The 14268-nt window shown below is 33.1% G+C and carries 11 protein-coding genes and 1 rRNA gene; 5 read left to right on the forward strand and 7 right to left on the reverse strand.

Annotation, left to right across the window (positions count from 1 at the left end; genetic code table 11):
- Positions 1–7: 7 nt before the first annotated feature.
- Together ACFSC2_RS08685 and scpA are read left to right on the forward strand one after the other, a co-directional pair.
- Positions 8–1372, forward strand: a complete 1365-nt coding sequence (locus ACFSC2_RS08685; protein ID WP_379817004.1) for a methylmalonyl-CoA mutase subunit beta — start codon at positions 8–10, stop codon at positions 1370–1372.
- Positions 1373–1415: 43 nt separating this feature from the next.
- On the forward strand, positions 1416–3557 hold the full coding sequence (gene scpA / locus ACFSC2_RS08690; RefSeq protein WP_379817005.1) for a methylmalonyl-CoA mutase: 2142 nt from the start codon (positions 1416–1418) through the stop codon (positions 3555–3557).
- A gap of 44 nt (positions 3558–3601) precedes the next feature.
- Here the strand turns inward: scpA and ACFSC2_RS08695 are convergent, their stop codons facing one another.
- From ACFSC2_RS08695 to dapF, 4 genes are all read right to left on the reverse strand, one after another.
- Positions 3602–4240 carry a peptidoglycan-binding protein LysM gene (locus ACFSC2_RS08695; RefSeq protein WP_379817006.1) on the reverse strand — a complete coding sequence of 213 codons (639 nt, stop codon included), beginning with the start codon at positions 4238–4240 and terminating at the stop codon, positions 3602–3604.
- Between the two features lie 476 nt (positions 4241–4716).
- Positions 4717–5757, reverse strand: a complete 1041-nt coding sequence (gene mltG / locus ACFSC2_RS08700) for an endolytic transglycosylase MltG (protein ID WP_379817007.1) — start codon at positions 5755–5757, stop codon at positions 4717–4719.
- Positions 5758–5767: 10 nt separating this feature from the next.
- The gene (locus ACFSC2_RS08705; protein ID WP_379817008.1) at positions 5768–6301 is read right to left on the reverse strand and encodes a GNAT family N-acetyltransferase; all 534 of its coding nucleotides are present in this window, start codon (positions 6299–6301) and stop codon (positions 5768–5770) included.
- A 65-nt stretch (positions 6302–6366) separates the two neighbouring features.
- Positions 6367–7149 (reverse strand): diaminopimelate epimerase, encoded by a 783-nt coding sequence (gene dapF, locus ACFSC2_RS08710; RefSeq protein ID WP_379817009.1) that lies wholly within the window; start codon positions 7147–7149, stop codon positions 6367–6369.
- Positions 7150–7308: 159 nt separating this feature from the next.
- Between dapF and ACFSC2_RS08715 the strand changes: the two genes are divergently transcribed.
- The gene (locus ACFSC2_RS08715) at positions 7309–8709 is read left to right on the forward strand and encodes a trypsin-like peptidase domain-containing protein (protein WP_379817010.1); all 1401 of its coding nucleotides are present in this window, start codon (positions 7309–7311) and stop codon (positions 8707–8709) included.
- Between the two features lie 172 nt (positions 8710–8881).
- The gene (locus tag ACFSC2_RS08720; RefSeq protein ID WP_379817011.1) at positions 8882–10330 is read left to right on the forward strand and encodes a glyceraldehyde-3-phosphate dehydrogenase; all 1449 of its coding nucleotides are present in this window, start codon (positions 8882–8884) and stop codon (positions 10328–10330) included.
- A 55-nt stretch (positions 10331–10385) separates the two neighbouring features.
- Here the strand turns inward: ACFSC2_RS08720 and ACFSC2_RS08725 are convergent, their stop codons facing one another.
- Positions 10386–10844 carry an Lrp/AsnC family transcriptional regulator gene (locus tag ACFSC2_RS08725; RefSeq protein WP_194140289.1) on the reverse strand — a complete coding sequence of 153 codons (459 nt, stop codon included), beginning with the start codon at positions 10842–10844 and terminating at the stop codon, positions 10386–10388.
- Positions 10845–11044: 200 nt separating this feature from the next.
- On the opposite strand from ACFSC2_RS08725, the gene ald reads away from it, so the two are divergent.
- Complete coding sequence (ald, locus tag ACFSC2_RS08730) at positions 11045–12163, forward strand: alanine dehydrogenase (protein ID WP_379817012.1); 1119 nt, start codon at positions 11045–11047, stop codon at positions 12161–12163.
- Between the two features lie 133 nt (positions 12164–12296).
- On the opposite strand, the gene pafA is transcribed toward ald, so the two are convergent.
- Together pafA and rrf are read right to left on the reverse strand one after the other, a co-directional pair.
- A complete protein-coding gene (gene pafA / locus ACFSC2_RS08735) occupies positions 12297–13916 on the reverse strand; it encodes an alkaline phosphatase PafA (RefSeq protein WP_379817013.1) in 1620 nt (539 codons plus the stop codon).
- A gap of 272 nt (positions 13917–14188) precedes the next feature.
- Positions 14189–14268, reverse strand: a 5S ribosomal RNA gene (gene rrf / locus ACFSC2_RS08740); the annotation flags it as partial.

Genomic DNA, 14268 nt, shown 5'->3' on the forward strand with positions numbered 1-14268 from the left:
ACAAAAAATGGCCACTACCCTATTCGACGATTTTAACCCGATTTCATCCAAACAATGGAAACAAAAAATTCAGTTTGAATTAGATGGAGCCGATTATAACCAAACCGTTATTTGGAATTCTCCAGAAGATATTCAAGTAAAACCATTTTACCACAGCGATGAATTTTCTAAAGCTGCCGATGTAAATACAACAGCTTCAAACTTCAAAATCTGCCAGAATATTTTTGTTTTCGATGTTGAAAAATCAATCGAAAGAGCTTTAAACACTTTAGAAAGAGGTGCAGAAAGTCTTCGTTTTACTATTCAAAACGAAAAAATCGATATTCAGAAATTATTAGAAAATCTTCTTTTAGAAAACAGGACGGTTTATTTTCATTTCAGTTTTATTTCAATCGATTTCGTAAAAAAATTAGACGTTATTTCTATTCAGAAAAAAGCACATTTTTACTGCAATTTTGATCCAATTGGACAATTAGCGCGTGAGGGAAATTGGTTTTCAACTTCAGAAAAAACAAACTTCGATACTTTAAACCTGCTTTTTAAAAATACTTCGAATTTAAATTTACTAAGTGTAGATTTAGGTTTGTATCAAAATTCGGGAGCCAATATTACCCAACAAATCGCTTACAGTCTGGCGCATGCGAACGAATACTTAAATCGCTTTCCAGATTTATCAAAACAAATTGTTTTTCAGGTTTCTGTCGGCACTAATTATTTCTTCGAAATTGCTAAACTTCGTGCACTGCGAATGCTTTTTAATTTGATTGCGAAAGAATATAACTCAAATATAGACTGCCACATTTTAGCAACACCAACCAAGCGAAATAAAACCATTTACGATTATAATGTAAACATGCTGCGTACAACAACGGAGTGTATGTCGGCAATTCTAGGCGGTGCAGATGCTATTGCAAATTTACCTTACGATGCATTGTATCATAAAGACAATGAATTTGGCGATCGAATTGCCAGAAACCAACTTTTAGTTTTAAAACACGAAAGTTATTTTGATAAAGTAGATAATCCTGCAGACGGAAGTTATTATATAGAGAGTTTAACCATGCAATTGGCCGAAAAAAGTCTGGCATTATTTAAAGATATTGAAGCTAATGGAGGTTTTCTAAAACTTCTTAATGATGGAACTATAAAAAAGAAAATTCAAGAAAGCGCCAATAAGGAACAAGAATTATTTGATTCTAAAAAAGAAGTTCTCTTAGGAACCAATAAATACCCGAATAAAGACGACAGAATGAAACATGATTTAGAACTGTTTCCTTTCGTTAAAATTAAACCACGAAAAACATTAATTACACCAATAATCGAGAAAAGATTAGCTGAAAAAATGGAACAGGAAAGATTAGAGCAAGAATAATCTTTTTTAAGTAATTAATAAAAATTCAAAACAAAGTGTCTCTATGATAAGAAAAGACCTTAAACATATCAAGTTAGAAGTTAAAAATGAGAAATTAAACGATCAATCGAATAACTTCTCACAAACAACTAATAACTTCACCACAGCCGAAGGAATCGAAATCAAAAAAAGATATTCTGAACAAGATATCGAAGATTTTGATTTTCTTGATTTCGGAGCAGGCTTTGCACCAAATCTTCGAGGTCCTTACGCCACAATGTACGTAAGACGTCCGTGGACGATTCGTCAATATGCCGGATTTTCAACTGCAGAAGAAAGCAACGCTTTTTACAGAAGAAATCTTGCAGCAGGACAAAAAGGACTTTCGATCGCGTTTGATTTACCAACACACCGCGGTTACGATTCTGATCACGAAAGAGTTGTTGGCGATGTTGGAAAAGCAGGTGTAGCGATTGATTCTGTTGAAGATATGAAAATATTATTCGATCAGATTCCACTTGATGAAATGTCGGTTTCTATGACAATGAACGGAGCCGTACTTCCGATTATGGCTTTTTATATTGTCGCTGCAGAAGAACAAGGCGTTGCGCCAGAAAAATTAGCAGGAACGATTCAAAATGATATTCTGAAAGAGTTTATGGTACGTAATACCTATATCTATCCGCCAGCTCCTTCCATGAAAATTATAGCTGATATTTTTGAATTTACGAGCAAAAAAATGCCAAAATTCAATTCGATTTCCATTTCTGGTTATCATATGCAGGAAGCAGGCGCAACTGCAGATATAGAATTGGCCTACACTTTAGCAGATGGTTTAGAATATATTAGAACCGGATTATCAACGGGAATGACGATTGATGAATTTGCACCTCGATTATCTTTTTTCTGGGCAATTGGTATGAATCATTTTATGGAAATTGCTAAAATGAGAGCTGGACGAATGATTTGGGCAAAATTATTACAGCAATTTAATCCAAAAAGTGACAAATCGCTGGCTTTAAGAACACATTGCCAGACAAGTGGCTGGAGCTTAACGGAACAAGATCCTTTTAATAATGTAGCCAGAACTTGTATCGAAGCGGCGGCGGCGGCTTTTGGAGGAACACAATCACTTCATACCAATGCATTGGACGAAGCTATTGCGCTTCCAACCGATTTCTCGGCACGAATTGCGCGCAATACACAGATTTTTTTACAAGAAGAAACTAAAATCACAAAAACAGTTGATCCTTGGGCAGGAAGTTATTATGTTGAAAGTTTAACTAATGAGATTGCTGAAAAGACCTGGAAATTAATTGAAGAAGTTGAAGAACTAGGCGGTATGACAAAAGCCATTGAAGCTGGAATTCCAAAACTTAGAATTGAAGAGGCTGCTGCGAGAAAACAGGCGCGTATAGACAGTAATCAGGATATTATAGTTGGAGTAAATCAATATCGATTAGAAAAAGAAGATCCACTTCGTATATTAGACGTTGACAATCAATTAGTACGCAAACAACAAATTGAGCGTCTTGAGGCTATTAAAAACAGTAGAGATTCAGATAAAGTAAATCATTCACTAGAAAAATTAATCCTTTGTGCAAAAACTGGCGAAGGCAACTTGTTAGAAATTGCCATCGAAGCGGCTAGAAATAGAGCAACTCTTGGCGAAATCAGCAATGCTTTAGAAAGTATTTTCGGCCGATTTAAAGCGCAAATTAAATCTTTTAGCGGTGTGTACAGCAAAGCCATAAATAATGATGAGAATTTCGAAAAAGCAAAACAGCTAGCTGATGTTTTTGCGAAACAAGAAGGAAGACGTCCTAGAATTATGATTGCCAAAATGGGACAAGACGGTCATGACCGCGGTGCAAAAGTAGTTGCAACGGGTTATGCTGATGTAGGTTTTGATGTGGATATAGGTCCGTTATTTCAAACTCCCGCAGAAGCTGCAAAACAAGCCGTAGAAAATGACGTACATATTCTTGGAGTTTCTTCATTAGCTGCAGGACATAAAACTTTAGTGCCACAAGTTATTGACGAACTTAAAAAACACGGTCGCGATGATATAATGGTAATTGTAGGTGGCGTAATTCCGTCGCAGGACTATCAATTCTTGTTTGATGCTGGCGCAGCTGCCATTTTTGGTCCAGGAACTAAAATTAGTGAAGCGGCAATTAAAATACTTGAAGCTTTAATAGATTAAAAGAAAAATCCCTTACATGTAAGGGATTTTTCTTTTTTTTTACGTTAGTCGTTAACAGTTGCGTTGCTGTCTGCTTCTATAAAAGAAAGATCGTAGCCCGCAAAATCTCGCATATAGCTTTTTAAAGATGTCCCGAAAGCATCTCTAAAATGCTTGTTACCTTTGTTCTTAAAGAAGTTTTTTACCGAACCTGCACCGCCTAAATGGGCTGCAGCTAAAATTCCAGATTCTGTAATTTCGATACCGCTGATTACTTTGCCTTTATACTTTTGAATTTCATAACGAAGAATCCATTTGTTCTTTGCTAATAAAGCAATAAAAGCTTTTTCTTGTAATGCAGGATCTTTTAAAAAGGCTTTATCATCATCAATTCCAATTGCTCTTAAAGCTTTAGAACCAAATTGATATTTACCCATGTAACCAAGAGAGTTTACTAATCTGTATTTCCCTTGAGATTCTTTGAAGGCAACTGCTTCTTTAAAACCGATTAGATGATTTCCCGTGTATGGGACGTTGGTATTTGGATAATCATCCTTTTCTGTTGATGGAAAAACATATTCTGATCCATCTGTTTTTTCAATGTGAAACCACGGTTTGGTTTCAGTTTCTGAGGGAATAAATCCCAAACTTAAAAATGTAATAATAACGACTAGTCCTGCGTAAAAATACCATTTCTTTATCATAAATTGTTTTTCTTCAAGTTCCTGTCACTCCCTTGAAATTTCTACGGTGCAAAGATAACAATTTAAAAAAATACTGTATTTCAGCGAGTTAACCAGAAGCTGAATTTGTAAGAATCTTTGTTAACACCTATAAACATAAATGATACCGAAGATTAAGCGAAGGTTAATTTTAATGCAAAAATGGAAAAATAAAAAGTCATAAAATTGCAATTTTAAGTCAATTTTAAGGTTTTTTATTTATTTTTAAAGAAAAAACTTACAATAAATTTTTTTCTTTTTAAAAGTTTGCTTTCGTTTATTTTTTCGAAATTAATAATTGTAAGTCGTAAAATGAGCAAATTTCAATTTGATTTTGTTCAAAAAAACAACAAGATTATAGAATCAATAATTTATTCAGAAACGACTTATTTTCTTTTTACCTTATAAAAAAAACCGAAGCTTTTCACTTCGGTTCTTATTAGTATTAAAATTCAAATTTATCTTGTTACACCTTGGCTCGCAATCCAATCAGAGTATTTTTTTGCATTTACATTATGTTCTGCCAATGTTGCTGCAAATTCGTGATATCCGAAACGTTCAACACTTGCACAGAAATATATATAATCGTTTTTCTCAGGGTTTAAAACGGCTTCTAATGCTGTAATATCCGGCATTGCAATTGGCCCTGGAGGAAGTCCTTTATTTACATAAGTATTGTAAGGCGATCTCATTACTAAGTCGTTATAAAAAACTCTTTTAATAACTTGGTCGAAATTATTATCTCTTAATTTCAAAGCATAGATTACAGTTGGATCTGCTTGCAAAGGCATTTCTAATCTTAAACGATTTAAATAAACACCAGCAATACGAGGTCTTTCGTCTTTTTTAACTGATTCTTTATGTACAATTGAAGCTAAAATTGTCGCTTGAACTGGAGTCAAACCTTGTGCCTTTGCTTTTGCAATTCTTTCATCTGTCCAGAAATTATGATATTCTTTGATCATTTTATCTCTGAATTTTTCTGCAGAAGTATTCCAATAAACTTCATAAGTATTAGGAATAAACATCGCAAAAACATTCTCTTCATTAAATCCGTTTGTCGCTAAGAAAGTAGAATCTTTAAAAGCTTTTACTAAAGATGTACTATCAGCTTCAATTTCGGCACCAATTCTTCCTGCAAAGTTTTCTAAACGCTCTTGATTATTAAAAACCAATTTTACTGGAATATTAGCACGCATTGCACGCACCAAATCGATATTATTCATATCTTTCTTTAAAAGGAAACGTCCCGATTTTACATTTTCTGGATAATCTCTCTTCTCAGCGACCATCTCAAAATTGTCAAAATTCTTTACGTAAGGTTCTAATATCTTTTTAACATCTGCATAGCTTGCATCAGTTGGCACATATACATATAGTTCTTTTTCTTCAAATCTAGTATTAGAACTAAAAATTTTACTGATTAATATAAATCCATAAATCAATAAAACTGAAATTATGGCTACGGCACTTATCGTGATTATTTTCTTTAGACTCAAAGCTTAAATTTTAAATTTGTTTATTAATTAACTGAAAAATTGCTTCATCCTGATAATGGTTATGAAATAATATCCAATCTTTTTTTATTCCGATTTTCTTGAAACCAAATTTAGTAAAAAGTGCGACACTGGCTACATTTTGCACACCAATATTTGCATACAATTGATGAAGGTTTAAATTATAAAAAGAATACTTTATTAGAAGCTGTAAAGCCTCTGAACCAATGTTTTTTCCTTGATTTTCTTCTTTTTGAACTACAATGCCAATCCCTGCCCTATTATTTCTAGGATCAAAATCAAACAAATCAATCAATCCAATTGCAGGAAAATCTTCATCCTGACAAATCGCCAAACGAAGTTGTTTGGCCTCATAAATATCCTGATGAGCATTTTCTAAATATTGTTTTATTAGAAAACGACTATAAGGCGTCTGTGTATTGCTGACTTCCCAAATATTCTCATCATTTTCTATAGAGTAAATGAATTCTAAATCTTGGGGTTCAAGTGCTCGCAGATAAATGTTTTCGCCTTTGAGTGTGATCATTTAATTTTAGATTTCTTAGAATTTGTGACTTCTTGGATTTTGGAGTTTAAAAAAATTGGGATTTCTTAAATTTCTATTGTTCCTTTAAAAACAAATTTTGCAGGACCAGTTAAGAATACATTTGTAAATTGATTTCCGTTTTTATCAAAAGAAACTACTAATTTTCCGCCTTCAACATTTAAATTAATTGATGTTTTATCGGTTTCTCCAATTGCATTCATTGCAATTGCAACTGCTGTAGCACCAGTTCCGCAAGCTAATGTTTCGTCTTCTACACCTCTTTCGTAAGTTCTTAACGAGAAAGTATCATTATCTACTTTCTTTACAAAGTTAACATTGCTTCCTTTTTCACCATACAATTCGCCATAACGAATTGCCGAACCGTTTTCTTTTACATTATAATGTTCTAAATCGTCTACAATCTGGACATGATGCGGCGAACCAGTATTTAAAAATGTATAAGAATCTTTCTTTTGCACTTCATCAACATCTATCATTCCTAAAGAAACAATTGCATCTTCTCCAACAGATGCATGGTGAAGACCATCGGTGGCAATAAATATGGTTTTATCTTTAATGACACCCAATTGATTCGCGAAAGCAACCAGACATCTTCCGCCGTTGCCACACATAGAACTTTGGTTTCCATCCGAATTGTAATAGACCATTCTAAAATCGGTGTCTTTATCATTTTCAAGCAAAATTAATCCGTCTGCTCCAATTCCAAAACGTCTGTCACACAAGCGTTCAATAAGTTTTACATCGTCTTTTGGAAAGAAATTTGAGCGATTATCAATCATTACAAAATCGTTTCCTGTACCTTGATATTTATAAAATTCTAGTTGCATTTTTTAGTTGTTTGAAATACAAAAGTACGAACTATTAATTAATGAAATGTTAATCATTGTTAAAGAGCGTTAAACCATTTTTCCAAATAATTTTTTGAAGTAATTTTACGTTAAATAACATGACATAAATTCTAATAACTTAAATTACAAATTTTAAAAATGAAAAGATTTTCAGCCTTATTTTTAGTGTCATTATTAAGCGGCGCTATTACTCTTGGTGCTTACAAGTTATTATTTGAAAGCAACAATTCTTTTTTTGGAAAAGGAAATTCTGTTGTAACTCTTGCTCCTAACTCTTATGGAAAAAATGTTGGTTTGGGAGCTGAAACACTCGATTTTACCGAAGCAGCAGACAAAACAATTCATACTGTTGTTCACGTTAAAAATGTCTCGAGACGAACAGTCACCAATCCAATGTTGGAATTTTTCTACGGATATGGCGGACAGCAGCAACAAGAACAAATAGGAACAGGTTCTGGAGTGATTATTTCTGAAGACGGATATATTGTGACTAACAATCACGTTATTAAAGATGCAACCGACATTGAAATTACTCTAAACAACAAAAAATCGTACAAAGCGAAGTTAATTGGTACCGATTCTAAAATGGATATTGCCCTTTTAAAAATCAATGCTGACGAAAAACTTCCTTACACTGCTTTTGCTAATTCTGACAATGTAAAAGTCGGCGAATGGGTATTGGCAGTTGGAAATCCATACAACTTAACATCAACAGTTACAGCTGGTATTGTTTCGGCGAAAGCCAGAAATTTAGATCAAAGCGGTATTCAATCTTTTATTCAGACTGATGCAGCTGTAAATCCAGGTAATAGCGGTGGAGCGTTAGTAAATGCAAGAGGAGAATTAATTGGAATTAATACTATGATTTCTTCAATGACGGGTTCGTATGTTGGATATTCTTTTGCAGTTCCTTCAAACATTGCCAGAAAAATAATTGAAGACATTATGGAATATGGAAATGTTCAAAGAGGAATCTTAGGCGTTGAAGGTGGCGAATTGAACAGCATGGCTTCTAAAGAATTGGGCATTACTGAGACACAGGGATTCTATGTTAATAGAGTAACTAAAAATTCTGGTGCAGAAAAAGCTGGTTTAGGTAAAGGAGATATTATTGTAAAACTTGACGATCAAAATATTTCAACTTATGCCGATTTATCTGGTTACATCAATACAAAACGCCCAAATGATGTTGTAAAAGTAACTTACATTAAAGACGGAAAAACAAAAACTGTTCCTGTAACTTTGAGCAAAAATGAATTTTACAGCGCTGAGTTTAAAGGAATCGAATTAGAAAATATTGATGCTGCAGATAAAAAGAAATTCAGAATTGATTATGGCGTTAAAATCAAGAACATTACCAATGAAAATTTAATGCAATATCAAAATGAATTGCAAGGAAACATTATTTTGAGTATTGATAATGTAAAAGCAACAAATGTTGAAACGGTTTCTAAACTTCTAAGTAAAAAAGATGAAGGTCAAAGTGTGCGTATCGAAATGATTAACAAAAACGGTGAGATATTCAGAATTATAATTTAAATACTACTTTCTACTTTAAGTAGACAAGTTTAAAATCAATTAAAAGGCCTCTTTAACTTGAAGAGGTCTTTTTTATTTTAAAAAAATTAACATCAAAATAGTTTACGAAATCGATTGAAATAGATACTTTTGCCCAAAATTTTAAAATAGTGAGCATTTTATTTTTTCAATTATGAGTAACAAATCATTATACCAAAAAGAGGTATCCTTACAAGTCGACCGAAGAAGAGCTGGCGTCGAATTAATTAAAGTTATTAGTGATTTATGGTATGACAAATCCATCGAAATGGTTTTATTTAAAAATCAGCTTTTGGATAAAAATGTCAGCGACATAATTAATCTGCATCAATATGCAGGTGAATTTGTCGGAAAACCAATTACTATTTTCGATTCTGTTGAAATCGCAAAAGTTGTTTTATCGCTGGATCTGCCGCCGGCAAAAATTGATCTCGGAAAACTAACTTACGAATATGGCCTAGAAGAAGAGAAATATCCTGATGCACGATATTTTGTAATGGATAAATTGAAAAAAGCAAAAACTTCAAAAGAAATTCAGCCAAAAGATGTTGTTCTTTATGGCTTTGGAAGAATCGGGCGTTTATTGGCACGCGAGTTAATGTCAAAAACGGGAAAAGGAAATCAATTACGCTTAAGAGCGATTGTCACCCGTGATAAAAATGATGCATCAAGTTTAGAGAAACGAGCTTCTCTATTGCGATACGATTCTATTCACGGAGATTTTCAAGGTTCAGTTGTTGCAGATTCAAAAAATAATGCCTTAATCATCAATGGAACCACAGTTCATATTATCACTGCAAATTCACCAGAAGAAATTAATTATACAGAATACGGAATTAATGATGCTTTAGTGATCGACAACACAGGCGTTTTTACTACAGAAGAAGCTCTCAAAAGACATTTGGCTTCACAAGGTGTAAATAAAGTTTTGTTGACAGCACCAGGAAAAGGAGTTCCTAATATTGTACACGGTGTAAATCACAGCGAATTTAATCCAGACGACATTGATATTTTTTCTGCAGCTTCCTGTACAACTAATGCAATTACACCTGTACTAAAAGCTATAGAAGATACTTTGGGAGTTTCAAAAGGCCACTTAGAAACTATTCACGCATACACAAACGATCAAAATCTCGTTGACAATATGCACAAAAAATACCGTCGTGGAAGAGCAGCAGCTTTAAATATGGTAATTACCGAAACTGGTGCGGGAAGTGCCGTTTCAAAAGCAATACCTTCATTGGAAGGAAAATTGACTTCAAATGCAATTCGTGTTCCTGTTCCTAATGGTTCATTAGTGGTTTTAAATTTAGAAGTTAAAAAAGCAACCTCCATTACAGGAATCAATAAAATCATGAAAAAATATGCTCTTGAGGGAGAGCTTGTTGAGCAGATAAAATATTCTTTAAATAATGAATTGGTTTCTTCTGACATAGTAGGAACTTCGGCTCCATCAATTTATGACAGCAACGCAACGATCGTTTCTAAAGATGGAAAAAACATTGTTTTATATATCTGGTATGACAATGAATATGGCTACAGCCATCAAGTTATTCGTTTAGCAAAATATATTGCCAAGGTAAGACGTTATACCTATTATTAATTCAACCAAACTAACTATTTTTTAAACCATCAAGTTTATCTTGGTGGTTTTTCTTTTATATAGGTAGGACAGTTGTGCTTTTAACTTCAGAAATAACAAAAACGGTATTTATCAGAGAAACTTCAGGTAAAACAGATAATTTCTTTTGATGAAAATGATGGTATCGTTCCATATCTGGAATAATGATTTTCAACATATAATCGAAATTTCCAGAAACGTAATTACATTCTACAACTTCCGGCATTTCTAAAATCGCCTGATTAAATCCCTCAGAGGTATCATAAGTTTGTTTTGTTAACGTAACTTGGCAATAAACTGTTAAATTATTGCCCAACTTTTTCTTATTTAAAATCGAAACATATTTTTCAATAACTCCCTCTTTTTCAAGGCGTTTAACTCTATCATGAACAGGCGTTAAAGACAAATTTATTTTATTAGCAATGTCTTTTAAAGTGTAGTGTGCATCTTCTTGCAGAAGTCGTAGGATTTTTTTGTCAATTTCATCTAAAAGCATTACGAAAACGTTTTAATTAAAAATCAGAAATCAGTCATTTTTTCTTTTTAAAAGGTAAAATAAATTTCAAAAAAGAAAATTTTTCTGTAAAAGTATAAAATAAAATAATATTTTCTTATTTAATATCCGTTTATCAATAATAAATACGCTATCTGTAGATTTGTAAAAACAAATATCAAAAAACAAAAAAATATAACAATATGATAATAGGTGTTCCTAAAGAAATTAAGAATAACGAAAACCGCGTAGCTTTAACTCCAGCTGGCGTTTCTGAAATGTTAAAAAATGGACATACAGTTTATGTTCAAGCAACTGCAGGTTTAGGAAGTGGTTTTGCTGATGAAGAGTATACTACAGCTGGTGCAGTTGTACTTCCAACAATCGAAGAAGTTTATGCTATCGCAGAAATGATCATTAAAGTAAAAGAGCCTATTGCTTCTGAATATCCTTTAATCAAAAAAGATCAATTATTATTCACGTACTTCCACTTTGCTTCATCTGAAGAATTAACTCACGCAATGCTTGAGAAAGGTGCAGTTTGTTTAGCTTACGAAACTGTAGAAAAGACAGACAGAAGTTTACCACTTTTAGTTCCAATGTCAGAAGTTGCAGGTCGTATGGCTATCCAACAAGGAGCAAAATATCTTGAAAAACCATTAAAAGGAAGAGGAATTCTTTTAGGTGGTGTTCCAGGTGTTCCGCCAGCAAAAGTATTAGTTTTAGGTGGAGGAATTGTAGGAACTCAAGCGGCTAAAATGGCGGCAGGTTTAGGAGCTCAAGTTACAATTATGGATTTAAGTTTGCCACGTTTACGTCAGTTAGATGATATTATGCCAGCAAACGTAAATACAGAAATGTCTAATCACTACAACATTACAAGAGCAATTAAAGATGCTGATTTAATTGTTGGAGCAGTTTTAATTCCAGGAGCAAAAGCACCACACTTAATTACTCGTGATATGCTTAAATTAATGCGTCCAGGAACTGTAGTTGTTGACGTTGCTGTTGACCAAGGTGGTTGTATAGAAACTTGTACTCCAACAACACACGAAAACCCAACTTTCATCATTGATGATATCGTTCACTATTGTGTAGCTAATATGCCAGGAGCTGTTCCTTACACTTCTACATTAGCTTTAACTAACGCAACTCTACCATATGCTGTACAATTAGCAAACAAAGGATGGGAAAAAGCTTGTGCTGAAAACGAAGAATTGAAAAAAGGATTAAACGTTGCTAATGGTAAAATCCTTTACAAAGGAGTTGCTGAAGCTTGGAATCTTCCTTTTAACGAAGAAATAGCGTTAGCAAACGCATAGTGCTAACACTTAAATAAGTGCTTACTAAGTCACTATTATAAAGGCTTTTCTTAATTGAAAAGCCTTTTTTTATGGCATAAAAAAACCTGTCCTTAAAAGGACAGGTTTTTATTAATTAGATTTATAAATGAAATTATTTCTTTTCATCTAATATTTCAGTCATTACTTTCGCTTCTGTTCCGTTAGGGAAAGTAACTTTTATTTTTTGAGCAATTGTCGGAGCAATTTCAGTTATAGCTTTCTTATCATATGATTCTCCCTTTTTAATATGCCAGCCGTAAAAAATTGCTGGTACATGTGTGTCATAAGAATAAGGAGTACCATGCGAAGTTCCCGTTATTGAATATTGAATATCTCCAGGTTTATCTAGAATTACAAGATCTCCATTTTGTGTAACATCATATCCTTTTGCTATAAAGTTTAGATAGTAGTCATTTCCTGAATTAGCTAAAATCTCTTCCTCAGTATATACTTTTTTAACGTGTGGCTGCGCTATCAAATAATCTTTAAATTCTTGTTTTACTTTAACTAAATCCAATCCTTTTTCTTTCATTAGTGATTTATTAAAGAAAACATTAAAATTAGAATAGTTTTGAATCAAGTCAACTCCAAAAGTTTTCACTGAGAAATCCTGCATTCCTTTTTTAACATCTTTTGATGGATAATTATCTACATTATACTTACGATCTTTCAAATAAATAACGTTTTCAGCACCAGCATGATCCGCAGTTAAGAAAAGTAAATAATTCCCTTTTCCAACTGTTTTATCTAAATAAGCTAAAAAGTCAGCAATAGTTTGATCCAATCTTAGATAAGTATCTTGCAACTCCATAGAACGTGGTCCCAGTAAATGACCAACATAGTCTGTAGATGAAAAACTCACTGTTAAGAAATCAGTAATATTATCTTTTCCTAGTTCTTCTTTTTCTATAGCTCGCTTAGCAAATTCTGCTAATAGATCATTTCCAAATGGAGTAGCTCTAATTATACCCGCATCATTCTTCTCATACATTGTTTTTAAATCATATGGAAAAACAGGAGCTGTACTACCATATAATTTACCTTCATACGGGTTATTATCTGGAAGACTTTCATTGTAAGTAGAAGCTGGTTTATAAAGATCCCAACCTTTATTAATGTAATTCATATAATGCTTCTCATTGTTAAATTGAGAAACCCATTCAGGCAATTTAGCACCGTAGAAACTACTAGAAATAAAGTCACCAGTTTTACTATACCAAAACGCCCAATTTGCAAAATGTCCTGCTGGTAAAATAGCACCTCGGTCTTTTAAACTCATTCCGATAACTTTACCGTTAAAGTTTGTTGCCATTCTAACTTCGTCAGTGATAGTTGTACTTAATAGGTTTTTCGGAGACATTGCTCCCTCTTCTGCAGTACCATTTCCAACAATAGAAACAGAAGCATCATCTGTACAATACATATCTTTACCCAAAGTCCTACTAAACCATTCGTTACCTACAATTCCGTGAGTAGCCGGAGTTGTACCTGTATAAATAGAAGCATGACCAGGCGCAGTATAAGTTGGCATATAATTATAATGCATATTCTGAAAAGTATATCCATCATTCATTAATCTCTTAAATCCGTTTGGTGAAAAATCATCTGAGAAACGATATAAATACTCCATTTTCATTTGATCTACTACAATACCAACTACTAACTTAGGGCGTTGTTGCGCACTTAAACTTGAGACAATAAATAATGTCAGCAAGACGATACTTTTTTTCATACTTAAATTATAATATTTAATTACAAAAATAAAGATTCGTATTCAAACAGACTAACTAGACAAAGATTAAAAGCTACAATTGACTTTAATTTAACAGAATAAGTACAATAAAAAAATCAGAAAACATTTAATTTAGTATTCACAAGAATTCAATTTATGTCCTTAATCCTAAGTTAACGTATCAGGTTCAAAATTTCCTCAAAATAGATAATTTTGATTTTGTAGTTATAAAACAAAAAACCCCGTTTCGTTAGAAACAGGGTTTTTCAAAAGAAAGGCGACGACATACTCTCCCACAAAACTGCAGTACCATCTGCGCAGGCGGGCTTAACTTCTCTGTTCGGAATGGGAA

The organism is Flavobacterium artemisiae, assembly GCF_042678225.1.
GTDB classification, from domain to species: Bacteria; Bacteroidota; Bacteroidia; order Flavobacteriales; family Flavobacteriaceae; genus Flavobacterium; species Flavobacterium artemisiae.

Excerpts from the sequence above, each read along its gene's own strand:
- scpA (WP_379817005.1), top strand. The coding sequence starts at position 1,416 with ATGATAAGAAAAGACCTTAAACATATCAAGTTAGAAGTTAAAAATGAG.
- ACFSC2_RS08695 (WP_379817006.1), bottom strand. The coding sequence starts at position 4,240 with ATGATAAAGAAATGGTATTTTTACGCAGGACTAGTCGTTATTATTACA.
- ACFSC2_RS08720 (WP_379817011.1), top strand. The coding sequence starts at position 8,882 with ATGAGTAACAAATCATTATACCAAAAAGAGGTATCCTTACAAGTCGAC.
- ACFSC2_RS08705 (WP_379817008.1), bottom strand. The coding sequence starts at position 6,301 with ATGATCACACTCAAAGGCGAAAACATTTATCTGCGAGCACTTGAACCC.
- ald (WP_379817012.1), top strand. The coding sequence starts at position 11,045 with ATGATAATAGGTGTTCCTAAAGAAATTAAGAATAACGAAAACCGCGTA.
- ACFSC2_RS08715 (WP_379817010.1), top strand. The coding sequence starts at position 7,309 with ATGAAAAGATTTTCAGCCTTATTTTTAGTGTCATTATTAAGCGGCGCT.
- pafA (WP_379817013.1), bottom strand. The coding sequence starts at position 13,916 with ATGAAAAAAAGTATCGTCTTGCTGACATTATTTATTGTCTCAAGTTTA.
- dapF (WP_379817009.1), bottom strand. The coding sequence starts at position 7,149 with ATGCAACTAGAATTTTATAAATATCAAGGTACAGGAAACGATTTTGTA.
- ACFSC2_RS08725 (WP_194140289.1), bottom strand. The coding sequence starts at position 10,844 with ATGCTTTTAGATGAAATTGACAAAAAAATCCTACGACTTCTGCAAGAA.
- ACFSC2_RS08685 (WP_379817004.1), top strand. The coding sequence starts at position 8 with ATGGCCACTACCCTATTCGACGATTTTAACCCGATTTCATCCAAACAA.